This is a genomic window from Solibacillus kalamii (assembly GCF_002174535.1).
GTDB classification, from domain to species: Bacteria; Bacillota; Bacilli; order Bacillales_A; family Planococcaceae; genus Solibacillus; species Solibacillus silvestris.
Map to the genome: position 1 here is coordinate 507,085 of NZ_NHNT01000002.1, position 24,028 is coordinate 531,112.

The following is a 24,028-nucleotide window of genomic DNA, read 5'->3' on the forward strand; positions in this document are numbered from 1 at the left end:
GGATAACGATGATTAAATCAGACGTACAACTTGATGCAAAAGGTTTAGCTTGTCCAATGCCGATTGTCAGAACAAAAAAAGCGATGAATGATGTGGCAGAAGGACAAGTGCTCGAGATTCAGGCGACAGATAAAGGCTCGGTGGCAGATTTAGCTGCATGGTCGAAAACGGTCGGTCATCAATATATCGGCTCAAATGAAGTAAATGGTGTGTTTTATCACTATATCCGAAAGTGCAATCCGGAAATCAATGATGCAGCGGAAAAATCATTTGAACAAACGATTTCGAATGAAGATGCCGTGAAGGAAGATGGAATGATTTTGGACGTACGTGAAGCAGCGGAATACGCTTTTGGCCATATCCCGGGAGCAAAATCAATTCCTATGGGCGAATTAGCAACACGAATGGATGAACTCGATAAAGACCAAACTATTTATGTAATTTGCCGTACAGGTACACGCTCAGATATGGCAGCAAAACAACTGGCTGAAGCTGGATTTACAAAAGTATACAACGTCTTGCCTGGTATGACAGGTTATGAAGGCGAATTGAAGAAAGAGGTAGAGTAATATGACAAACAAAGTAGCAATCATCGCAGCGAACGGCGGACTTTTCGATGCGTATAAAGTATTCAATATCGCAACGGCAGCAGCAGCTTCCGATAAAGAAGTCGCCATCTTTTTCACATTTGAAGGATTGAACCTCATTCATAAACAAGGGATGAATGCACTTGAAATGCCTGCCGGTAAAGAACACTTTGCGGAAGGCTTTGCCAATGCGAATGTACCTGCAATCCCGCAATTAGTGGAAATGGCACAGGATTTAGGTGTGAAGTTCATCGCCTGCCAAATGACAATGGACGTAATGGGCCTGACAAAAGCTGATTTCGTGGATGGCATTGAAGTAGGCGGTGCCGTTACATTCATGGAATATGCGAAGGATGCAGCACCAACATTAACGTTTTAACAGAAAAAATTTTAAACCAAAATATACCTATGGGGGTAATTTAGATGACAGTAACAGCATGGACAGCCGCACAAGTGGCGCGTAAAGTAATCGAAAACAAAGAATTGTTTATTTTAGATGTTCGTAATGAAGATGCATTTAAAGACTGGAAAATCGAAGGTCACAAATTTGATTATTTAAATATTCCTTATTTTGAACTGTTGGATGGCGTAGATGAAATTTTACCGCAAATTCCTGCCGAAAAAGAAGTATTGGTTGTATGTGCTAAAGAAGGATCATCCATCATGGTGGCGGAAATGCTTTCAGATGCAGGTCTGTCAGTCGGTTATCTAGAAGGCGGCATGAAGTCATGGTCGATGTACCTTGAACCGATTAAAGTTGGAGACTTGAACAATGGCGGTGAACTGTATCAGTTTGTACGTTTAGGAAAAGGCTGTCTTTCTTACATGGCAATCAACGGTGGGGAAGCAGCAATTATCGATGCAGTTCGCTTCACGGATGTATTCACTGACTTCGCAAAAGAAAAAGGTGTTGAGATTAAGCATGTTTTCGATACGCACCTGCACGCAGATCACATCTCTGGTGGACGTCATATTGCAGAAAAAACAGGTGCAACATACTACCTGCCGCCAAAAGATGCAGAAGAAGTAGTTTTCGATTATACAGCACTTGAAGATGGCCTAACAGTAACATTAGGTGCATCGGAAATCGAAGTGGGCGCGATGTATTCGCCAGGTCACACAATTGGGTCAACTTCATTTGTGATTGACGGAAAGTACTTATTAACAGGAGACATCCTGTTTATCGATTCGATCGGTCGCCCGGACTTAGCCGGATTAGCGGAGGATTGGGTTGGTGACTTACGTGAAACATTATACAAACGCTACCGCACATTGGCTGGAGATTTAATCGTACTGCCAGCGCACTTCATGATCATCGATGAGCTGAATGAAGACGGAACAGTAGCAAAACGTTTAGGTGATTTATTCGCTGAAAACCATGGTTTAAATGTACAAGACGAAAAGCAATTCCGTTCAATGGTAACAGACAACTTGCCACCGCAGCCGAATGCTTATCAGGAAATCCGCATCGTGAATATGGGGAAAGTGACACCAAGCGATGAAGAACAGACAGAGATGGAGATTGGTCCGAACCGCTGTGCAGTAAGATAACGATTAATAAAAAATGATTTTAATAGAACAATCAAATTAATGAAAAGAGGAATTATACATGAATATTAAACAAACACTGGATGCTAAAGGTTTAGCTTGCCCAATGCCGATCGTAAAAACAAAAAAGGCGATCGATACATTGAATTCAGGAGAAGTTCTGGAAGTATTAGTGACAGACAAAGGTGCATTAAATGACTTTACTGCATGGGCAGGTGCAGGCGGCCACACTATCGTAGAACAAAAAGAAGAAGCAGGCGTCCTGTACTTCTACATTCAAAAAGCATAAAAAAATAGCGGGTAGATGAAGCTTCTACTCGCTATATCTTTATTCAGCGGGTGTATAAACGCCCGTTGAATAAAGATAAACCCCAGCTGAAGTCACAATTATTTAGCTGAGGTATAAATTGAATTTTTGAAAGAAGGAAAACATATGGAAATCGATTTATCATTTATGTATATAGCTGTCATATTCGGGCTTGGATTTATCGGCTCGTTTCTATCCGGAATGCTAGGTGTCGGCGGTTCAATCATTAAATACCCGTTGCTGCTCTATATTCCGCCAATGTTCGGTTTGGTGGCATTTACCGCACATGAAGTTTCCGGTATTAGTGCTGTACAAGTGCTATTTGCATCGCTTGCAGGGGTTTGGGCTTACCGTAAAAGCGGGTTGTTAAACAGAGAACTCATTATCTATATGGGTGTGGCGATTTTAATCGGTAGCTTCATCGGCAGTTACGGTTCAGGATTTTTGTCTGAAGATGCCGTTAATATTGTATATGGTCTATTAGCCGCCATTGCAGCTGTTATGATGTTTATACCAAAGAAAACGGTTGAAAATACAACAGAAATTACCTTCAATAAAGTATTGGCAAGCTCACTTGCACTGATTGTCGGCATCGGGTCAGGAATTGTCGGGGCAGCCGGCGGATTTTTACTTGTACCGATTATGCTGACGGTGTTAAAAATTCCAACTCGAATCACGATTGCGACAAGCTTGGCAATTACATTCATCTCCTCGATCGGTGGTAGTGTCGGCAAAGTGATGACAGGCCAGGTAGACTATTGGCCGGCATTTATTATGATTATCGCTAGTATCATTGCCGCGCCACTTGGTGCAAAAGTCGGCCAGAAAATGAATGTAAAAATGCTGCAATGGCTGCTTGCAATTATGATTGGTGCCACGGCCATTAAAATATGGATAGATATTTTACTATAATCAATTTTTAAAGTGGTGAAGCGGATGATGAGCTTCCCTCTTTTTTTTTGACCTTCACAATGACTCAATATTTCTTAACAATTGTAGCATTCTAGATTTACAAAAGAACTTTACAATGAAATCGAATTACAAATTAGCGGTTGCTTAGGAGGAAATTTCATTGATGAAGAACAAGAAAAAATGGTTTACTTATGCACTTGCGGGGACAGTGGCAGTATCATCTCTTTCTGTCATGCAGTTCAATACTGAAGCTGAAGCAAAACAAGCAAAAAAGGAGCCGACAAATGTTATCATGCTAGTGATGGACGGTTCCAGCAATAATGCTGTATCGTTAGCTCGCTGGTACAAAGGTGAAAGTCTCGCAATGGATGAAATTTTAACAGGTGGTGTGACAACGTATTCAGCAGAATCGGCTATCACAGATTCGGCACCAGCTGGAACGGCACTTGCTACCGGCCATAAATCAAACAGCGGTTATGTAGGGGTACTGCCATCCGTAATTGATATGCCGGGCGTAAAAGGAAATCCGGACAATGCATTTACACCAGTTGCCAATGTGTTAGAAGGAGCAAAACAACTTGGCAAGGCAACAGGAATCGTGTCCACATCTGAAATTCAGCATGCGACACCAGCAAGTTTTTCTTCACATGTAACTTCTCGCAGTAACTATGACGATATCGGTGAGCAGCAAGTGTATCAAAATATGGATGTGATTCTTGGCGGTGGATATGATTACTTAAAATCAGAAAACCGGAAAGATGGCGAAGATCTAGTTAACGTAATTGAGGAGAAAGGATATGACCTCATTACGACGCGGGATGAGTTATTAAAATCTAAATCCGATAAAATTTACGGAAGTTTTGCGGGCAGTTCTTTAGCATATGAACTAGATCGTACGAAAACAAATCCAAATGAACCTTCACTGGCAGAAATGACGTCAACAGCGATCGATACGCTGAACAAAGATAAGGATGGATTCTTCCTTATGATCGAAGGCAGTAAAATCGACTGGGCAGCCCATGCGAATGATCCAATCGGAATGGTTACGGATATTTTGTCATTCGATGATGCGGTAAATGAAGCGCTGAAATTTGCGAAGAAAGATAAAAATACGATGGTTATAGCTGTAACAGACCACGGCAACAGCGGGATTACGATTGGTAATGAAAACACGAACTCTACATATGACAAAATTAATATTTCCAATTATATTAATCCATTGAAGAAGGCAACGATGACAGTTGAAGGCGCACTAAGCCACTTAAAGCCCGATCGTTCGAATTTAGTTGAAGTAGCGAAATTATATGGACTTGATAATTTAACTGCAGAGGAAACGGCTGCCCTGAACGCAGCAGAAACGAAGAAGCTTGCCGGTACACTCGTCGATCTTTTATCAAAGCGTGCGGATTTAGGATACACTACTGGTGGACATACGGGCGATGACGTATTCCTGTACTCATATGGACCAAAACGAATTTCCGGATTAGTTGACAATACCGATTTAGCAAAAGAAATGGCCAACTTCATGGGCATTAAATTAGATAAATTAACAAAAGATCTTTACACGAACGCAGAAGTAGCATTGAATGGTAAAGGAATGACGACTTCAATCGACCTATCGGATAAGGAAAACGCGGTACTTGTAGTGAAGAAAGGTACCACTACTTATGAAATTCCTGAAAATAAGGACATAATTATTAAAAAAACAGCGGATAAATCAGGCAAAGTAACGACAAATGAAATTCTGACAAATACTATCAGCGTATACAATGAAAGTGGTTTCTATATTTCAAAAGAAACAATCAACAAGCTTAAGTAAATGCTAAGTGAAATCCTCGCCAACTCGTGTGGTGAGGATTTTTTGTTTGAAGTAACCAGAACGTTTTATTAAAAAGGTAAACAATCAACCAATGTCGAAACTAGAAAATAGTAGTTATAAATGGGGGTAATGGAATGCACGTTGAAACCGAAAGATTATTAATACGGAAATTCGAAATGACCGATTTACAGGCGGTATATGAATATACATCCGATGCCAATGTCATGAAATATATACCTGAAGGGGTTTTTACAGAAGAAATGGCAAAAGAATTTATCGAACAGAACTTGGGGAATGTAGCGGAGAAGTTCGCAGTCATATTGAAAGTTGAAAATACTTTGATTGGACATATATTTTTCGGTAAATATTTTGGAGATCATACTTATGAGATTGGCTGGGTATTCAACCCGAAATTTTATAATAAAGGATATGCTACTGAAGCGGCTCAAGCAATGTTACAATATGCCTTTGAAGAAAAGAAGCTACATAGAGTGATCGCAACTTGTCAGCCACAAAATCCGCCTTCATATCGTGTAATGGAGAAAATTGGCATGAGAAGGGAAGGATATTTCAAAAAATGTATTCCCAACGGTGATGAGTGGTGGGATGAATACTATTACGCGATTTTGGGTGAAGAGTGGAAGTAAGCAGCATCAAAGAGGGAGAAAAAATTATGGCAGATCATACAACTAAGAGAAGACTAATTTTAGATTTGGCAATTACTTTAGATGGATTGATTGAAGGGAAAAACGGTGAAATAGATTGGTGTATTATGGACCCGGAAATGAACTTTAACGATTTTTTGAATCAAGTAGATACAATTTTTTACGGCAGAAAAAGCTACGACTTATGGGGACACTATATTCCTGAAGAAGGGGGCTCCGAAACCGAAAAAGAAATGTGGGATTTGGTTCATAGTAAAGAGAAATATGTTTTCTCCAGAACTCAAAATTGGACCGGTCATGAGGCAATATTTATAAATGATAACATCCGTGAAGAAGTGATTAAATTAAAGAGCAAACCTGGTAAAGATATTTGGCTATATGGCGGAGCAAGCCTCATTACTACTTTTATCAATTTAGGGCTTGTTGACGAATTTAGATTATCCATTCATCCAGTCGTATTGGGAGAAGGCAAACCGCTGTTTATCGATATTAAAGAGAGGTTAAATTTAAAAGTGGTAAATACAAGAACATTCTCTTCCGGTGTTGTACAAATCATTTATCAATATGAGGGTAGCTAATATTTATCATAAATTACAGGTGACAGACTTGAATCAGTAAATCGACGAGGTTCTGAAATAGTCCTATTCAATTTCATTATTGGGGCATAGTATAAAATAGTTAAGATTTAATTAAAGACCGATATTTGCTTAACATTGTATAAGAAAGTAGACTGGAAATATGACAGGAGATTATATCACCTATGTCATGACATTTATAGGGATCTTATTATCACTTGTGGCGCTATCGAAAGAAAAAGAGAAAAAGTTAATTCCCATTCTCTCTTTAATTCTTTCCTCATCGCTCTTTATTTTTTGGGTATTAGCGCTATTCTTATTGTTTACAGGCCTAATTGATTTTGCTCCATAACTTAATTGAAAGACGCGGTTCTTGAACAAGAATTCGCGTCTATTTTCATAAAGGGGATTTAGTATTGATAAAACAGATTGCGTTTTTATTGCTAGTCTTGCTATTGATAACCGGGTGTAATGATAGCGATATTAAACGGAATACAGAAATTGAAAAAAGACTGCATTCTTCGATTATTATGGTATCCGGTAATAGCACCAGTAAAACTTATCTAAACACATTTGACGATTTCGAATGGGACAAGGCGTTTTTAGTTCAGCTTTATACGACACAAGCAGATATAGAAAAACAGGTCGGCGTTAAATTCACTGATCCAAGCAACATTGGTTCGAGGGATGATATTTATCTATTGGTTTTTGTCAATGAGGGTAAAGCAATTCAGTATGCGGAAATTGAACGTTTACATACCACTTTTTCATTAGGGGATAAAGAGTATCTTGAACCTCCAAATGATGTAATTTATATTGAGAGGTAATTTAGGTGAGGTGAAAATCATAAAAATTAAAACATTATCGATTGGAATCATCATTATCGGCTTAGTTATTGGTGCTTTAGGCTACTTCTTATTTGTGAAAGTTTTTATCCCTAATATGATGTAATGATTTTTTATAGCAGAATAACAAAATTTAACCTTCGTGCGCGGTTTAATTACAAGAAACAGCGCTTATTTGTATGATGGGAGAGAGTGAAAAAGGTCTTTAGTTTTATGAATTAATCGGTTTTTTTAGCGGGAAGAAAAATAGTGAAAAAATACACTATGAAATATATCAATTATGGGTTGCTTTCCTGAAAGAAAGGGTATATGATTTACTACAGTTTTGGATAAATTAGAAGTGAATCTTCTTCAAAATTATGTAGTAAAGGAGTGTAGTAATGGAGATTGGTGTAAAAGCAAAAAGAGAAATTAAACCTAAGCTTAAAATTAAGAATGCGGATTTTTTCTGGTTTTTCTTTTTTGTTGCGCTACCCTTGATTTCTATAGTTTATTCGATCGCTGAATTTCTTTATAAGAATTGAATTCTCGTAATTCACCAAGCATTACTATACAAGGACTTCATCTGCTAAGTGATTTTGAGATTAAATAAATATTACTAGAAAGAACATTTTTCTGATATAAGAAAATGTTCTTTTTTGAATTTACTTATTTTGTAATATATGTATAATTAGTATATTTATCAAAAGGGGTGCTATTTTGAAGATTGAAAAGAAAATTAAACCAACGGAAGCGGTTAAAGTTATCCATCAAGCATTTAAGCGTTACGAAACAGACCCACAACCGTCCAGTGCTTTAAATGAAACAGAGGACTCCATTCTTACTGAATTAAAGAAAGGGACAGAAATGTTCGGAGTATACGATAACGATGAATTAATAGCACTCGTAAAATGCATTTTAAATGATGGGTTCATGTATTTCTCAAGATTGTCTGTTTTACCTAAAAACCAGGGGGAGGGCGTAGCAACTAACTTGGTGAAATACTTAGAAGGCTACGCTGTACAAAATAATATATTTGTTTCAAAATGCAAAGTTAGAAAAATTGAAAAGAATAATATCGCGCTTTATTCAAAAATGGGATATAAAATCGTGAAGGAAGAAATCATCATTAATAAAAATGGTGATGAAATTCCAACTGTTACAATGCAAAAGAACCTTACAATTTAATAGTTCTACTTGGGTTCTACTTGAGGAAAATTTGCAGTTGATTATTTTGATCAATTGTTGCAATCAATATCGCATTAATTTCTACGTTATAAGATTTTTTTACAGTATTTTTAAGGGTTTCTTCAGTATAGGGTGAATTACGTAACGTTTCATATTTAATCTTACCCTCTTTTATTATCGTAATTGGATAGGAAAAAGGTTGGGATGTAATATTGAGATCTGACTTTGTTACAGGCTGATGGTCTGGAGAAAGAAAAATTGATATCTCCCCATCCGGTTCCCATAGAGCTAAAGCAATCTTATTGATATCTGAAATACTTTGTTTTCTCATTTCTGATAAAATATCATCTATTGTGATTCTTGCTTTTTTTAAATTTATTACATTAATTTGCCCATTTTTAACGAGAGCAATTGGGGGAGGCGCTACAAATTCTCTGAACGGGATAAACTTTCTCATTACATATAAACAACCTAAATAAAGGACGACTAAAACAGACATGGAAATCAATGATCCTTCCAATCCTAACCCTTCATCTGATAGTGGGTGGGCGATGATATTGCCAATGAGTATTGCCATTGTATAATCAAGTAATCGTAGTTGGGAAAACGAACGTAACCCCATTGTTTTAACTACAAAAAATAAGAAAAAGAAGGCGATAATTGCCCTTAATATCCATTGAATTGCCGTTAGAGATTCTTGTCCGTAAAAAAAGTCCACAGTGTCACATCCTTCGAACCTAGTGCTGTGACTATTCTCGCCAAAATTTCTAAAATTATTCGAAGGATGCTTTCCAGTATTCTGCTTTCGCAAACTTATCTAAATATCAGAATGGTTATTTTCTGAGCGTCTAAAATCATTACTTCTTTTATACAACAAAAAGCAAAGCATAAACCAGCTATAGCCAAGCGACCAACCAGCTATCACATCTGAAGCAAAGTGACGTGCCTCTGTGATTCGAGAAATTCCAATTAGTATAGTTAAGACAATGGCTGCGATCCAAACGACTAGTGAAGTTCTTGATGAAGTGTAAAGTCGGTTAAGTACATATGCGATCGTAAATATATATACCAAGCCATGTACAGCGTGTCCTGAAGGAAAACTAAATGTAGAAAATTGATCCGCTATATCCGGACGCGGCCTCTCAATTATTCGTTTTAATAGTTGATATAATCCGTATCCACCACCTACGGAAAAAATAACAAAACCAATCAATCTATAGTCTTTTTTGTAAATCCAAATAATGAGACAAAGAATTATTGCGACAGTAAAAATAAATTTAGTTTCACCTAAATAATGAAACAGTGTAATGAATTTGTTACCGTACAATAATTCAAAAGCGCCCTTGTCAAAAGCTTGAATGTGGGCTGTTTCAAACGTTATCCATAAAAAACAAAATACTACGAAAGTAAAAATGCCTAAAATATATGGCCATTTTTTAATATTAGTTCCTCCTAACTTAAAGAAATTTAGGATAATGCAAAGTAAATATAATTTATTATGGCTATATGCAAAGAAAAATACATTGTATAAAAAGAACTCGATTCCGTTTATTCGAAATCGAGTTTTATTTTTGAGTTCACCAATACGAAGCTGTTGCTATTGACGGCGAGTTGACTAATTCTGGTTATACAATTCCTTATATAAAACATATTTTAACGCAGATATTTCATCCTCAGACAGTGTACCTTCCATTTCAGAAACTACTTCATCAATACTGATTGAACCATTTTGAGCCTGTTCCTGGATGGCTAGTAAACGATTAATGCCTACTTTTTTTATTAACAGACGAGTTGCTTCTTCCTTCGTTTGGAAGGGTAGAGAATCGGGATTCGTAGTTGCCGCTTCGTTTACAATTTCCTGAAGCTTTGGATCTTTTGCAATATAGGATTTTACTTCCTCTTTATCTTCATCATTTAAATTAGCTTCTACTTGTTGTACGATTTTTTCGGAAGCAATATTTGTCCCAAAATGCCAAACAGCATATCCGGCTGCTCCGAGTAAAACAAGAATAATTACAGTAACAGTTAAAAATTTCTTCATCAAATCACTCCTAACAATTTGAATATAGCATAACCTTTAAAAAACCACGAAGAAAAGATGTTTCCATAAGTTCATTCATTATATATTATTTGATAAAATTTCCCAACGCGATATTACATAACCAGCGTTTTAAAAAAAGGAAGATTAACTCGAATGATTTAGGGAAAGTTAAAAAAGGTGAACAAAAAATATAAATTAGACTTTATAACTGGCAGGTTAGGAAGGTCTATCAAGGAGGTTCATATGTCATGGGAAAAATAGAGCGAACAGTTTCTGAATTAATGCTCGATCAACTGTATATGTTCGGTGTACGACGGATATATGGGGTAGTAGGTGATGCGACATTCGGACTCATCGATGCACTGGCAAAACAGGATAAAATTAAGTACGTTGCTGTTAAACATGAGTCGACAGCTGCTTTTATGGCGTCTGCAGAAGCTAAACTCACTGGTGGTCTCGGTGTGTGTACTGCAACGATGGGACCAGGTGCAGCAAATCTTATAAATGGACTTGGTGATGCGCATGCAGACAGAGCGCCTGTACTTGCAATCACTGGTCAGGCCGAAAGCAGTAAAATCGGCACAGAATATCCGCAATATATTGACCAGCAGGAGCTTGTGAAGCCTTTTGCTGCATATTCTGCAAATCTGGCACACCCAGATGCGACAATTGAAGTTCTGCAAAAAGCAGCACGGACATCTCTCGGACAGAGGGTTGTAACCCATGTGTCCATACCAAAGGATATTTTAATGATGCCTGCTAAAGGGGAACCGCGTCGATTGCCCGATGTGATTGAGGGTACTTCCAGCTTTACTAATGAAAGTTTGAAACACGCAGCAGACATTATGAGAACAGCCAAGCGACCGATGATTCTGGCTGGTTTAGGTGCCACTTCTGTCTCAGCGGATTTGGAAAAAATGGCGGATTTATGGGGAGCCGGCATTCTTACAAGTTTAGGCGGAAAAGGTTTGTTTGATGAAACTTCACCGCTTGTTTTACAAGGGATTGGCGAAGGCGGGAATCCTTATGCTGCAGATGTATTTAAACAGGCAGATGTAGTACTCCTTGCGGGCACGACTTGGTGGCCGGAAGGGTTTGTGCCAACTGATGCACGAATTATTCAGATCGACCGCCAATTTGATAAGTTTGTAAAAGAAATTCCGACAGAACTAGGAATCATGGGAAAAACTGAGGAAGTTATTCCAATTTTAACGGAGAGCCTGCAAGAATTCACCCGCTCCGAGGATTGGGTAGCCCATTTACAGCAAGCAAAAGATAAATGGGCAGCGCAAAATGAGGAGGAGGGCAATACTAAAGGTTATCCTGTTCATCCATCCCGAATTATCCGCGCCATTGACCGAACAGTAGCACCGGATGCTATTCTCGCACTGGATACAGGGGATAATACAGTATGGACGAATCGTAACTTCAAACAAAAAGATCAATCTGTTTTATTTTCCGGTTACTGGCGAACAATGGGCTTTGGACTTCCAGCAGCGATGGCCGCCAAGCTTATCAAGCCAGAAAAGCAAGTAGTGGCGATTGTGGGCGACGGAGGGCTTCAAATGGTGCTGGCAGATTTATTGACAGCTACACGATATGAACTTGATATTACAGTCGTTGTCTTAAATAATGAGAGTCTGCAAATGGAAAGAGATAAGCTGAAAGTTGCCAAGAAGGAAGAAGTAGGTGTTGATTTAACCAACCCTGATTTTGTGAAATTGGCAGAAGCTTGCGGTTGGAAAGGATTACGACCTACTTCAGATTCCGAGCTGGAGTCTGTGATGGAAGAAGCACTTAATACGAAGGGACCTACACTGGTGGATATCAGCACAGCCCAAGTATTTTTCCCGGAAACACAATAAAAAATGAGCACAATTGATTTAATTGAAGAATAAAGTCTGAAACTGTTTAAAGTAAATCATACAGGGTATTCAAAAAATGTAACAATTTTTGTGAAGGAAAATCTGTTAAGCAGTTTTAAACCTTACAGGATTTATCCTTGCAATTTTGTACTAACTATATAGGAGATGATTTTTGATGGGAAACCCAAATCTAAACGATCCACGAAAAAAATTTCATACGGAGAAATTCCCGGATCAAGAACAGAATACTCCAGCGCTACAAAATGAAATGAGTCCAAAACCTGATTGTGGAGAAGAATCATATAAAGGGCATAATCGTTTGGAAGGACGTAATGCTTTAATTACCGGTGGCGATTCCGGAATTGGCCGTGCTGCCGCGATTGCTTATGCACGCGAAGGCGCAAATGTAGCCATTCAGTTCTTCCCAGGTGAAGAAGAAGATGCAAGTGAAGTGAAAGCATTAATTGAAGAAGCCGGAACAAAAGCATTGCTGCTGCCATATGACTTGCGTGAAGATGGCGCCGCGACAGAAATGGTAAAAAAAACAGTGGAAGCATTTGGCGAATTGGACACACTCGTCCTGAATGCAGGGCAGCAGATTGCACAGCCAACACTAAGTGATTTAACAATCAAACAAGTTGAGGATACGTTCAAAGTAAACATTATCAGCATGTTCGAAGCCGTTAAAGCAGCTGAAGAACATCTGGAACCGGGAAGTGCGATTATTACGACGACATCGGTTCAATCGTACAATCCATCCACATTTTTAATGGACTATGCTTCTACAAAAGGTGCGATTAGCAACTTTACAGTAAACCTTTCTTCGTACTTTGCTTCTAAAGGGGTACGTGTGAACGGGGTTGCGCCAGGCCCGATTTGGACACCGCTGCAGTTGGATAATGGACAACCTGATGGCAAAATCCCTGAATTTGGCCAAAATGCACCACTTGGTCGTGCAGGACAGCCAGTAGAGCTTGCCCCAGTATATGTCCTTCTAGCATCCGATGAAGGAAGTTACATTACCGGACAGATTTACGGTGTGACGGGCGGCGAACCGATCGACTTATAAGGGTTTCAAAATAGCTCCCGAACAACGTGATATGACACTATTAAAAGCAATCTCCTGATTATACGGGAGGTTGCTTTTTTATTTTATTTTTATAAATACTTTAAATTTTAAAATTAAAATTTTACTAACAATTGTTGGAAAATAATACTTATAATAAAATTGCATGTTACAAGCCAAATTTTACAACTTACATACAGCTTTATACGTGTTAGCGCCAAATATAAAATCCGTACAAAAAGAGGTGCTATACTACAAACCATGAAGGAGGGCCTTATGAAAATTCATTTACATATCGAGCATCAGCTTATGGAAGTCGAAGTTCACGTGCATGCGCCTGAATATAATGAGCAAGTGGGGCAACTGATGAAAAAGCTTAACCAATCAACGACTAATGATACGATTGCAGGCTATTGCGATGGGGATATTCATTTGATTAAATTGCAGGATGTGTACAGCGTTTACAGCGAGCAGGGTAAAGTATTTATCCAAACGGATGAGCAGGAACTGGAAGTGAAACAAAAGCTTTATGAGCTGGAGGAACGTTTTTCATCGCAGTTGCTACGTGTCAATAAGGCGACACTTGTTCATTTTGAAAAAATTGCTTCTATCCAGTCGAAGGTACTTGGCAACCCGCAACTGACGCTCGAAAATGGGGTCACAATTCCAATAAGCCGCAATTATTTCAAAGCGTTAAAAGAGGCATTCGGGTTAGGGGGAAATAGCAAGTGAAAAATTTAATACAAAGCATTTCAATAAGTTTATGTTCATCCTATTTTATCATCATGCTCATTTCATTAAAATCTCCACATGATTACTGGATGAGTGAAACGATTGTAGATCAGTTTTTCTATGCAGTCATTTTAGGAACTGTCATTGCAGTAGCAAATCAACTGTATAAATTGGACTGGTCAATGTTCGTTGTTCTTTTAATTCATTATGCTATTACTGTAACTGCAGTCTTTATCATAGGGTATTATGGCAGCTGGTTTGATCTTGATAATGGTAAATCAGTCTTTTTATTATACGCCCGCGCTTCGGTTATTTATCTCATCGTTTGGCTGTATTATTATACCGAAGAAAAGCGTGCAATTCGAAAAATGAACAGTCAACTTCAACATCGAGGTGAGTAACATGCAAGTATTGATTGATGTCCAAAAGTTAACAAAGCGGTACGGAGAAGTTGAAGCCGTAAAAGGGATAAGCTTTTCAGTGCAAAAGGGGGCACTATTCGCATTTCTTGGAAGTAATGGTGCTGGTAAATCCACAACAATTGAAATGTTATGTACGCTTTTAGAGAAAACGAGCGGAACGGTTTCAATCGATGGACATACACTTGGTAATCTGAAAGGCAATGAAGCTATCCGCAGAACGATTGGTATTGTATTTCAGGAAAGTATTTTAGATCATCAATTGACGGTGAAGGAAAATATTCTGCATCGCGGCCGTTTTTATCGTTTACCGAAGTCAATGTTACAGGAAAATTATGATTTTGTGCAGCAGTATTTACAGCTTGCAGACATCGAATATAAAAAATACGGTTCGCTTTCAGGTGGACAGCGTCGCAGAGCAGATATTGCGCGGGCAATTATTCATAAGCCCAAGCTGTTATTTTTAGATGAGCCGACGACGGGACTGGATCCATTCACACGTCAATTTGTGTGGGCTACTATTGACCGATTACGTAAGGAAGTAGGCATGACGATATTTTTGACAACACATTATATGGAAGAGGCAGCAAATGCAGATGATATTGTCATTATGAAAAATGGTGAAATTATTGCACAAGGAACGCCGAATGAATTGAAAGCGCTTTATGCAAAGGACTATTTGCAATTTGTTTTAAAACCATCTAATGCAATTGAAGATGTAACCGCTATTTTGCCTATGCTACCTGAAAAGCATCAAGATGGGTGGAAGGTGGAGGTGTCGTCTACAATTTCCACGATTCCGATTTTGGCTCAACTAGAACCCTATATTTCATCATTTGAAGTAATAAAAGGTTCGCTCGACCAAGTATTTATCGAAACGAATGAATCTAGGGAGGAGAAATAATATGATGATGAGCTTAATTGTACGCAATAATAAAATTTTCTTCCGTGACAGAATGCTCGTTTTTTTCTCACTGCTGTCTGTCTTGATTTCAATTGGATTATTTATTGTCTTTTTGCAGAAGCTGCAACTCGATGCAATTCGTCAGGTTATTGAAGTGACGCCGGCAGTTGAATTAGTTGTAAGTGAATGGATGATTGCTGGTATTTTAACAATGACAGCCATGACATCAACATTAGCTGTATTTGCTATATTCGTTAGTGATCAGGAATCCAAGCGTACAGCGGATTTTCTTGTTACCTCCGCATCCCGGTATTCGATTCAGCTAAGCTATGTCATTAGCTCGGTCATGATCGGGTTTATCATGACCACTATTGCATTCATTGTATGTGAAGTATATTTATTGACGCTTGGTGCGGAATTGCCGAGTGTTTGGAAGCTGATGCAATTTTTCGGAGTGATTATCCTTGGTGTGTTGCTGAGCGCAATGATTAATTTAGTGATCGTACTTTTGGCGAAATCAGCTAAAGCATTTTCCACTGTAAATTCATTGGTTGGTACACTAATTGGCTTTTTATGCGCAGTCTATGTTCCGATGGGGGTACTGCCGAAAGCAATCCAAACGGTCATTCATTTATTTCCTGTCAGTCACGTCGCTGTATTATTACGTCAGCTTTTGATGGAAGATTCTTTGAATACGGTGTTTGGAAATGCGAATGAGGCAATGGATTCCTATATGTTAACTTACGGAGTTGTTTACGAAATAGGTAGCAGTGTTTTAGGGACCCAATCAAGTGTATTGTATATTTGCATTTCAATTTTTGGTATAGCTATTTTTTCAGCAGTTTTATTCCGATTGCAGTATAAGTGAGCTATTTTCAAATGAAATTTGTAACTTGAGTTTGAATACAAATTAGTGATCAAGCCCATGCCCTAAGAATTTTGTTTTCGAATATGCTTTATTTGTTTCTCTGTTAATTCCACATCTGTATCTCCCAAATTTTCAATTTTTTTCAATTTTGTTAAGAAAGTCAATTATTTTTTTGGAAATATTCATAATCCTCCTTTTATTTCTTTAACTTATAGTACGATATAATAAATATAATATTTTAAAAATTTTGGGATTTTGCTTAACATTGTAAATGTTTAAATCTAATGCCAACCTTATGCAAAAATTGGGCGTGTTTGTTGAACATGAATAGTCGCTCTCTATATACGGTAAGGGGAGAAATATAAGTGTTTTATGAAAGGGAAGGAGAAATAATATGGAGATAGAACGAATTTCGAAGGCTTTGTCTAAATCTTGGTCTGCAGAATCAAGTACAAAATGGAGCAAAGATAATCCCTCCGCGGGGCAATGTGGAGTTACTGCATTAGTTGTAAATGATTTATTGGGCGGTGAAATAAAAAAAACTAAACTACCTGATGGATGGCACTTTTATAATTTTATCAAAAACAAAAGATATGATTTCACAGTTTCTCAATTTAGAGAGAGAATTTTATATATGGACATTACCTCTAATAGAGATGAAGCATATGCAGATACCAATGAAGGTCAATACACCTATTTAAAACAAAAAGTTTTAGATTTCTTATTCAACTAATGGCCAGATTGTTGAACAACATTCTTAAGATGTAAAATTCGCGTTTCATAAGGTATAAACCACCACCCACAAAAGGGCTGGTTATGAATAAATAGATTAAAGTATAAATGATGTTTGTGATAAAAAACTGATTATTGCTAAAATTGTTAAATTACAATTATAATAATTAGACAGGTCACATAAGTGAGATAACTTTTGTTGGTGTCCTTAATGGTTAAAAACAATAATGTTGCAAAATGCCTCCAACCATATTGGGGGCATTTTGCAATTTCTAAGGAGAGTGAAAAAAGTGATTTTAAAGAACGGGAATGATTACACAAATTTATTTGAAGATGTACGTACCCATGTAATGGAAAGTGCTGATAAGTTGGGTGCAAGTGGTGGTGCCCTTTTTATTATCCGTAATGACAAAGTCGTGACAGAATCGTATTTTGGTAAACAGTCTAATGGCAAACACGCTCGAAATGTTCAAGTAGACACTCAATTCCATATTGCATCTGTAAGAAAGGCTTATATCGGTTTTGCTGCGGCTTACGCTATCTACAATGACTACTTTTCTATTGATGATCCAGTTCAACAGTTTGTAGAAGATTCACATCTATTCGCGTATGAAGGGGTGACCATTCGTCACTTATTAACTCACACACATGGGCTAAAAATTAGTGATGATAATAAACTAGTAAGTGAATATAATCCTGGTGAATCATGGGCATATAGAGGTCCAAGTATTGATCTATTGACAATGATTATCCAACAAACAACGGGATTGTCTGTTGCTGAAATTATTAAATTGAAAGTTATTGAACCACTAGGCTTTCAATCGACAGAATGGATTAGGATGAGTAAGCCTCATTCAAAAATTGCAGACACTATTCGAGATGCAGATAACCCATTTTGGAATGAGACGAATGTTGTAGATGGTTCTGGAATGAATATGTATGTGTCTGCAAAAGAGCTTGCTTTATGGGGTTACATTCATTTAACAGAGGGGAAGTGGGGAGGGAAACAGATTATTCCTAGAGAAATCATTCAAATGGCTAGATCCGTTCAAACACCTAACGTAGCACTCCCTATTCAGAAAAACGGATTTTTATGGTTTGTAAAAGACACAAACCATAGTTTTAACCAAATAGGCGATACAGTTCCAAAAGGTTCCTTTCAATTACTTGGCTACACCAATGTAGCTCTGCTTGTCATTCCAGAGGAAAACTTAGTAGCAGTGAGAATGTTCAACCGTTATGGTTCACCTGAAGGATACGATTATTTAAGTGACATTCGGTCTTTTGGAGATACTGTTTATAAATGTGCTATAAATTAAACAATACAATAATATTAATGTTTGAAAGATGTTGCAGAGTTACTCAAATACATATGTTATACAACAATCGGGCACTACCTTGCTTGAATAAGAAAGGTGCTTTATTTAATAATAGGACCATTTTCTAAAATTACATTATATGGTAAGGTTACAGAATAAGTAAATAATTATTCCTGTAGGGATTTAATAAATACCATAGGAGTACTGAAATTATTTAATATTGAATTAGGAGGTTGTTTATGAAATTTGTTCATTTATTTGGCCCACAAGCGGTTGGTAAAATGACAGTTGGGCAGGAGTTAGCTAAAATAACAGATTTAAAACTTTTTCACAACCATATGACAATCGATTTAGTAAGTCAATTTTTTGATTACAGTACAAATGAAGGGAAAAGATTAGTGAATTTATTTCGTCAAGAGATCTTTGAAGAGGTTTCTAAGAGTAATCTGTATGGAATGATTTTTACTTATGTCTGGATGTTTAATCTGGAATCGGATTGGGATTATGTTAAGCGACTCTCCCAGCTTTTCGAATCTAGAGGAGGCACTGTTTACTATGTAGAATTAGAGGCTGACTTAGAAGAGAGACTGGAGCGAAATAAAACCCCCAATAGGCTTGAACACAAGCCTAAAAAAAGAGATATTGAATGGTCTGAGAATGACATAAAATGCACAATGGAGAAACATAGACTAAATTCATTAGAAGGTGAAATAGTATTCAAAAACTATATCAAGATTGACAATACAAAATTAAGTGCTGAAGAAGTAGCTAAGATAGTTAAGGAAAAATTCCATTTGTAGGGGAATGTTTGGTATGTCCCAACTATGTCCCTAAATACCGGTTTGAGAATTGCAAAGAAAGATATGCACCTAAATACTAATAGAAACTTTAGGTTTATGGATGAAAAAGTATACATAAAACTAAAATAAGGGAGTTTGTTTGAGATGAATTATCATGTTTGTGAAACGTGTGGAGTTCAATATGAAAAATCTATTGTTGAACCTAGTGAATGTAAAATTTGTACTGAGGAAAGACAATACGTTAGTATAGATGGGCAAAATTGGACAACTTTAGATCAATTAGTGGCGTCTAGTAAGTATAAAAATAAGATTACTTTTGAAGAAGATGGATTACATAGTGTTAAAACTGTCCCTACATTCGGTATTGGACAGACTGCTTACTTAGTTCAGAATAGTCATTTTAACTTGTTATGGGATTGTATTACATATATTGATATTGAAACTATTACCAAAATTAATGAATTAGGTGGAATTAATGCAATTGCGTTATCTCACCCCCATTATTATTCAAGTCAAGTAGAGTGGGCAGAAGCATTCGATGCACCAATCTATATTCATGAAGATGATAAAGAGTGGGTAACTAGACCAAGTGAGCATATCATTTTTTGGTCAGGTGAAGAATTGAATTTACAAGAAGGAATTGTATTACATCGTGTAGGAGGTCATTTTAAAGGAGCAACAATTTTAGAATGGCAAAACAATAAAAAAGAGGGCATTTTATTTGTTGGAGATATCATTCGTGTGGTCGCAGATCGTAGATGGGTAACTTTTATGTACAGCTACCCTAACTTTATTCCATTGCCAACTAATACTGTGAAACGAATAGCAAGTCAACTTGATACATTTAATTTCGAAAAGTTATTTGACGCATTCCATCGAGTAATTGAAAAGGACGCTAAAGAACGTGTTCAAAATTCAGCAAACCGATACATTGCAGCGTTAGAAAATAAACTCTTTGAAACATAAAGAATTATACACACCAATTTAAATAACGTTTCCAGATAAAAGTTAGGCAGAAATAATTAGCCTAAAAAATGCTAAAGTATCATTTCATGGGTTTCCTTTGAATATTGTATGTACGGCATTTTATGATAACAGTAATTGAAAAAAGATCTTCAACAATCCGGCGCGATTATTGAATAAGTCCATTACAATTAACGAAGGTTATTCTTCAATAGAAGAGTAGCTTTTTTTATTTAATTAAAATACGTATGCTTGTATCAATACATAATCTTTCATTCTGTTTTAATCATATTTTAAGGAGTGGTTCTTTCAAATGGAAAAAATTCTTTGATTTTTTTGTAAACTTTTTAATCAAAAGAGACTCTTTAGTAGTGAAGGCTTTAGAAAGGAGTACCTATGGATTCGCATCTTTTGTTGGAGTTATACAAGAAGCAAGCAAAGATGATTTATTTTTATTTAAAAAAGAACGGCTGTAGTCATGAGGATGCAGAAGATATTGTTCAAGAAAGCTATACGAAATTTATTGCTTATAGCAGTGGTGTTCCTTCCGATAAAGCACTTTCCTATATATTTACGATTTCCATGAATGAATTTAAAAAACTGTTAAGGAAACAGGGTAAGGAACGATCTATTTCGATCGACGATGATAATTTCTGGAACAATTTTGCTAATGACCAGGATACAGAAATGAGTGTATTAACAATCGAAATGAATCATGAAATTGCATTTGTTTTAAACCGTATTCAAGAAATCTTTAAGCAGCTTTTACTATTAAAATATGAGCTGGAACTTAGTTATAAAGAGATTGCTTTGTTGCTGGGGATAAAGGAAGAAACGGTAAGGACTTATTTATTTCGGGCAAGAAAAGAATTTCAAAAGAAGTGGAGGGAGCTACATGAATGATTTTTCGGATGATCTTTTTGATGAAAAGAAAATCAAGAAAGCAGTAAGAAGAGGGAAATTGAAGACAATCATTACGGTTATTATTATTTCTATCGTGGTATTCGTAGTTTTAAACATAGCTAATTCTGCAATATCGACAAACTATAGTGAAAAGGCCTTTAAGCAGTGGGATGCTTATGTCCGTCTTAGCACGCCAAACGGTTACATAAGTGAAACCGTAGACTCCAGAGGCTTATTAGGCGGAGAAAGCAACTATGAAATTTCGAAAGACTTTAAAATCAAGTCGGTTGTGATCGAACGAAAACAATACTCATTTGGCCTGATCCCATCTGTTTTAGTATCTAGAGGCTCAGGTGGCAAAATCGGTATGACAGGTGAAGATTGGCAATTTGGCTACAAAGAAAATGGTTGGCGAGAAATGATGTTTTTCCATCCGAATGTATCCTATAAAAAATATAAAGATGATGAAGATCAGATTGAGCTAATGCAAGGGGATAAAATTTATGAAGTGGCGATTTCCTTTGATCAGCCGTATAAACCAAATGAACTTTTCATACAGCTTCCCGAAATGACATGGTTTTGGGTAGACACTTATAGTGGTGAACAATTAAACGATTTTCAACAAGAGGCAAAAGAAAACGATTGGACTTCAACATTTATAAGGGAGCATGATGCGCTAGGCTTTTCAATAAACACGCCTTTTATTTCAATCCATGATTTAGAGGTCGAGTATGAACAATTTCTGGAATTACTGCAAATGAGTATTTCCCGTGATCATCGAAATACTTTTAACAAGATGAAGGATGTTAAGTTAGAGGATGTAGAATTATTAGGAGCAGTCGTTTATGGAACGAAGGAAGAAATAGTAGAAATTTTAAAAGAACCGTTCATAAAAGCTTCATCAATAGGTGGAGTCATTGAAAATTATTAGTCGGATCTTCCTCTGGTAATTCAGAATTCAAGGAGTATAAGGTTGTAAAAGAGTGCTTTTCTTGAGTAAGAAAAGTGCTTTATTAATTTAAAGGCCATATTATTAATAACATTCAATGAAGTAAGAAAGGGTATCATATGAGAAAAAATCAATTATATTATCTTATTTTTCCTATTACTTATTTTATTTTAGTAACAGCTGGTCAATATTTTGCTAATGGTAATATTAAATGGAGGGAAAATTTATCTCTGACAGTAATTGCTCTTATTGTTCTCTGTTTATCATTAGCAATTATTAATTGGGCGAAAACCCCACATGTTTGGAAAAGAAAAGATAGATGATCAATTTGCCTTCAACTCCTTTTAAAGTGGGTGATTCTGATGATGGACTTACGAGTCTATGAAGTGTTGCCAAACGATGATTTGGGAATGTTATACTTTAAATATATGAGGGGGCGAAACAAATGGATTATACTAAAATCTACCATGAGGAACTGATTGCCTTAGTAAAAGAGAAAATTAACTCAGTCGGTGAAGTTAAAGCGGTGAAGTTTGTAAGAGAACAAACAGATATGTCGTTAATACAGGCAAAAAAATTTGTAGATTTTTGTAAAGAATGATGCAACAACAATCTAAAAGGGAGTGATTTTTTGGTCAGTAAAATAATTTTAAATGATAGAGTAATTCAATTGAGAAGCTATGAAGAAGAAAAAGTAAATGGGTTTTATAAAGTCTCGGTCATTTTTGATGTGACAAGTAAAGAATATCATGACATTGCGACTTTACTTTACAACGGAACATTTGACGTTAAGATTCCTGAGAAAGAATTAATGTTTAGAGGAACGATTTATAACTACTCCACTTCTGTTACAAATTTGTATGAAGAAAATCAGGTAGGACAGTATACATTGACTTTAGTAGAAGAAAAGGACTGAAATTTAATGAGATTAAGCATATTGGATCAATCCCCTATTTCTTCAAATCAAACGCCTCAGGATGCACTAAACTGGTCAATGAAATTAGCACAGGCTGGGGAGGAACTAGGATATACAAGATACTGGATTGCCGAACACCATGATTTATCTGGACTGGCATGTCCTGCACCTGAAGTCATGTTAAGCTACATTGGCGCTAACACGAATCGAATTCGTATAGGATCTGGCGCGGTTTTATTGCCTCATTACCGACCATACAAAGTTGCTGAACTCTTTAATACGTTAGCGACATTATTTCCTAATCGTATTGATTTAGGAATCGGACGAGCGCCAGGTGGGTCTGCTGAAGCGATGACTGCTTTGTCTGATAACTTTATCAAAAATGTGGGGAACTTTCCTGCCTTATTGAGAGACTTACTTCATTTTTTAAATGATGATTTTCCAACAGATACCGAATATTCAAAGCTATCGGCGTCTCCCATACCTGAAAACCCGCCAGTACCTTGGCTACTTGGCACGGGTAAAAAAAGTGCTTTACTAGCAGCGGAAAATGGATTGCCGTATACTTTTGGTCATTTTATGAGCGATCATGATGGAGCTGCTATCATTAGGGAATATATTGATACTTTTAAACCAAGAAGAGAAGGGCAAACACCACAAGTCATCGTAACTGTTAATGTTATTTGTGGTGAAACAACAGAAAAAGCCGAAGAAGTTGCAGCAAGCTTTCTCATCTGGTCTCTACAAATGGACAAAGGGGAAGGTCATCAAGGCATTCCTTCTATAAATGAAGCTGAGCAATATAAGCTGACTGAAAAAGAAATAGAAAAGTTAGATAAAGTTAGACAAAGTATGATTATTGGCAATCCTCATGAAGTAAAACAGAAATTATTTGAATTAAAGACAAAATACCAAGCAGATGAAATGATGATTAATACAATCACATACTTACCGGAAGATCGAATCCGCTCCTATGAACTAATTGCAAAAGAAGTGTTTTCAGAAGGAAAGCACTTAAAATTATAGGGACTTTAATGGAATAAAAATTTACAACAATCGGGCGCATTCTTGAAAAAGAATTGCGTCTTTATATAGCGCTTCATAGTCGTAATCCGCATAAACCAAT

The 24,028-nt window shown here is 36.8% G+C and carries 31 protein-coding genes; 28 read left to right on the forward strand and 3 right to left on the reverse strand.

The annotated features are described in order from the left end of the window. The first annotated feature begins 8 nt into the window (after window positions 1–8). The 12 genes from CBM15_RS06210 to CBM15_RS06260 all read left to right on the forward strand — a co-directional run bounded on the left by CBM15_RS06210 (window position 9) and on the right by CBM15_RS06260 (window position 8,425). Window positions 9–569, forward strand: a complete 561-nt coding sequence (locus tag CBM15_RS06210) for a sulfurtransferase TusA family protein (protein ID WP_087616294.1) — start codon at window positions 9–11, stop codon at window positions 567–569. Window position 570: 1 nt separating this feature from the next. Continuing rightward, complete coding sequence (locus tag CBM15_RS06215) at window positions 571–966, forward strand: DsrE/DsrF/DrsH-like family protein (RefSeq protein WP_087616296.1); 396 nt, start codon at window positions 571–573, stop codon at window positions 964–966. 44 nt (window positions 967–1,010) lie between these two features. Beyond that, window positions 1,011–2,138, forward strand: coding sequence for an MBL fold metallo-hydrolase (locus CBM15_RS06220; protein WP_087616297.1), 1,128 nt, complete (start codon window positions 1,011–1,013; stop codon window positions 2,136–2,138). A 58-nt stretch (window positions 2,139–2,196) separates the two neighbouring features. Beyond that, window positions 2,197–2,424 (forward strand): sulfurtransferase TusA family protein, encoded by a 228-nt coding sequence (locus tag CBM15_RS06225; RefSeq protein ID WP_087616299.1) that lies wholly within the window; start codon window positions 2,197–2,199, stop codon window positions 2,422–2,424. Window positions 2,425–2,568: 144 nt separating this feature from the next. Beyond that, window positions 2,569–3,354 carry a sulfite exporter TauE/SafE family protein gene (locus tag CBM15_RS06230; protein ID WP_008404126.1) on the forward strand — a complete coding sequence of 262 codons (786 nt, stop codon included), beginning with the start codon at window positions 2,569–2,571 and terminating at the stop codon, window positions 3,352–3,354. A gap of 163 nt (window positions 3,355–3,517) precedes the next feature. Next, window positions 3,518–5,173 (forward strand): alkaline phosphatase, encoded by a 1,656-nt coding sequence (locus CBM15_RS06235; RefSeq protein ID WP_087616301.1) that lies wholly within the window; start codon window positions 3,518–3,520, stop codon window positions 5,171–5,173. A 134-nt stretch (window positions 5,174–5,307) separates the two neighbouring features. Next, complete coding sequence (locus CBM15_RS06240) at window positions 5,308–5,820, forward strand: GNAT family N-acetyltransferase (protein ID WP_087616303.1); 513 nt, start codon at window positions 5,308–5,310, stop codon at window positions 5,818–5,820. 26 nt (window positions 5,821–5,846) lie between these two features. Beyond that, window positions 5,847–6,416, forward strand: a complete 570-nt coding sequence (locus tag CBM15_RS06245) for a dihydrofolate reductase family protein (protein ID WP_087616305.1) — start codon at window positions 5,847–5,849, stop codon at window positions 6,414–6,416. 160 nt (window positions 6,417–6,576) lie between these two features. Further along, a complete protein-coding gene (locus CBM15_RS06250; protein ID WP_087616307.1) occupies window positions 6,577–6,765 on the forward strand; it encodes a hypothetical protein in 189 nt (62 codons plus the stop codon). A gap of 64 nt (window positions 6,766–6,829) precedes the next feature. Further along, window positions 6,830–7,240 carry a hypothetical protein gene (locus CBM15_RS06255; protein WP_087616309.1) on the forward strand — a complete coding sequence of 137 codons (411 nt, stop codon included), beginning with the start codon at window positions 6,830–6,832 and terminating at the stop codon, window positions 7,238–7,240. 398 nt (window positions 7,241–7,638) lie between these two features. Beyond that, entirely contained in the window at window positions 7,639–7,782 is a 144-nt protein-coding gene (locus CBM15_RS19330; RefSeq protein ID WP_193433755.1) for a hypothetical protein, read from the forward strand. Window positions 7,783–7,957: 175 nt separating this feature from the next. After that, entirely contained in the window at window positions 7,958–8,425 is a 468-nt protein-coding gene (locus CBM15_RS06260; RefSeq protein WP_087616311.1) for a GNAT family N-acetyltransferase, read from the forward strand. Window positions 8,426–8,441: 16 nt separating this feature from the next. Here the strand turns inward: CBM15_RS06260 and CBM15_RS06265 are convergent, their stop codons facing one another. From CBM15_RS06265 to CBM15_RS06275, 3 genes are all read right to left on the reverse strand, one after another. Beyond that, a complete protein-coding gene (locus CBM15_RS06265; protein WP_087616313.1) occupies window positions 8,442–9,143 on the reverse strand; it encodes a DUF421 domain-containing protein in 702 nt (233 codons plus the stop codon). A 99-nt stretch (window positions 9,144–9,242) separates the two neighbouring features. After that, window positions 9,243–9,752, reverse strand: a complete 510-nt coding sequence (locus tag CBM15_RS06270; RefSeq protein WP_239534683.1) for a phosphatase PAP2 family protein — start codon at window positions 9,750–9,752, stop codon at window positions 9,243–9,245. A gap of 288 nt (window positions 9,753–10,040) precedes the next feature. Then, on the reverse strand, window positions 10,041–10,466 hold the full coding sequence (locus CBM15_RS06275) for a hypothetical protein (RefSeq protein WP_087616320.1): 426 nt from the start codon (window positions 10,464–10,466) through the stop codon (window positions 10,041–10,043). 248 nt (window positions 10,467–10,714) lie between these two features. Between CBM15_RS06275 and CBM15_RS06280 the strand changes: the two genes are divergently transcribed. The 16 genes from CBM15_RS06280 (at window position 10,715) to CBM15_RS06350 (ending at window position 23,928) form a co-directional block, all read left to right on the forward strand. After that, window positions 10,715–12,331, forward strand: coding sequence for a thiamine pyrophosphate-binding protein (locus CBM15_RS06280; RefSeq protein WP_087616322.1), 1,617 nt, complete (start codon window positions 10,715–10,717; stop codon window positions 12,329–12,331). A 175-nt stretch (window positions 12,332–12,506) separates the two neighbouring features. Beyond that, window positions 12,507–13,400 (forward strand): SDR family oxidoreductase, encoded by an 894-nt coding sequence (locus CBM15_RS06285; protein WP_087616324.1) that lies wholly within the window; start codon window positions 12,507–12,509, stop codon window positions 13,398–13,400. A gap of 273 nt (window positions 13,401–13,673) precedes the next feature. Then, entirely contained in the window at window positions 13,674–14,129 is a 456-nt protein-coding gene (locus tag CBM15_RS06290; protein ID WP_087616325.1) for a LytTR family DNA-binding domain-containing protein, read from the forward strand. Continuing rightward, window positions 14,126–14,530, forward strand: coding sequence for a DUF3021 domain-containing protein (locus CBM15_RS06295; protein ID WP_087616327.1), 405 nt, complete (start codon window positions 14,126–14,128; stop codon window positions 14,528–14,530). The genes CBM15_RS06290 and CBM15_RS06295 overlap by 4 nt, the downstream gene beginning before the upstream one ends. A gap of 1 nt (window position 14,531) precedes the next feature. Then, window positions 14,532–15,452 carry an ABC transporter ATP-binding protein gene (locus CBM15_RS06300; RefSeq protein ID WP_087616329.1) on the forward strand — a complete coding sequence of 307 codons (921 nt, stop codon included), beginning with the start codon at window positions 14,532–14,534 and terminating at the stop codon, window positions 15,450–15,452. 1 nt (window position 15,453) lies between these two features. Then, a complete protein-coding gene (locus CBM15_RS06305) occupies window positions 15,454–16,320 on the forward strand; it encodes an ABC transporter permease (protein WP_087616331.1) in 867 nt (288 codons plus the stop codon). A gap of 394 nt (window positions 16,321–16,714) precedes the next feature. Then, window positions 16,715–17,053 carry a YunG family protein gene (locus CBM15_RS06310; protein WP_087616333.1) on the forward strand — a complete coding sequence of 113 codons (339 nt, stop codon included), beginning with the start codon at window positions 16,715–16,717 and terminating at the stop codon, window positions 17,051–17,053. Window positions 17,054–17,333: 280 nt separating this feature from the next. Next, window positions 17,334–18,371, forward strand: a complete 1,038-nt coding sequence (locus CBM15_RS06315; protein WP_239835817.1) for a serine hydrolase domain-containing protein — start codon at window positions 17,334–17,336, stop codon at window positions 18,369–18,371. Between the two features lie 239 nt (window positions 18,372–18,610). Further along, entirely contained in the window at window positions 18,611–19,171 is a 561-nt protein-coding gene (locus CBM15_RS06320; protein ID WP_087616338.1) for an AAA family ATPase, read from the forward strand. A gap of 144 nt (window positions 19,172–19,315) precedes the next feature. Then, a complete protein-coding gene (locus CBM15_RS06325; protein ID WP_087616340.1) occupies window positions 19,316–20,137 on the forward strand; it encodes an MBL fold metallo-hydrolase in 822 nt (273 codons plus the stop codon). Window positions 20,138–20,575: 438 nt separating this feature from the next. Then, window positions 20,576–21,037, forward strand: coding sequence for an RNA polymerase sigma factor (locus CBM15_RS06330; RefSeq protein WP_239534682.1), 462 nt, complete (start codon window positions 20,576–20,578; stop codon window positions 21,035–21,037). Then, complete coding sequence (locus CBM15_RS06335; RefSeq protein ID WP_087616345.1) at window positions 21,030–21,968, forward strand: anti sigma factor C-terminal domain-containing protein; 939 nt, start codon at window positions 21,030–21,032, stop codon at window positions 21,966–21,968. The genes CBM15_RS06330 and CBM15_RS06335 overlap by 8 nt, the downstream gene beginning before the upstream one ends. A gap of 137 nt (window positions 21,969–22,105) precedes the next feature. After that, a complete protein-coding gene (locus CBM15_RS06340; RefSeq protein WP_087616347.1) occupies window positions 22,106–22,309 on the forward strand; it encodes a hypothetical protein in 204 nt (67 codons plus the stop codon). Window positions 22,310–22,431: 122 nt separating this feature from the next. After that, window positions 22,432–22,587, forward strand: a complete 156-nt coding sequence (locus tag CBM15_RS19335) for a hypothetical protein (protein ID WP_193433756.1) — start codon at window positions 22,432–22,434, stop codon at window positions 22,585–22,587. 30 nt (window positions 22,588–22,617) lie between these two features. Further along, the gene (locus CBM15_RS06345) at window positions 22,618–22,902 is read left to right on the forward strand and encodes a DUF3219 family protein (RefSeq protein WP_087616350.1); all 285 of its coding nucleotides are present in this window, start codon (window positions 22,618–22,620) and stop codon (window positions 22,900–22,902) included. 6 nt (window positions 22,903–22,908) lie between these two features. Further along, entirely contained in the window at window positions 22,909–23,928 is a 1,020-nt protein-coding gene (locus CBM15_RS06350; protein WP_087616353.1) for an LLM class flavin-dependent oxidoreductase, read from the forward strand. Window positions 23,929–24,028: the final 100 nt, after the last annotated feature.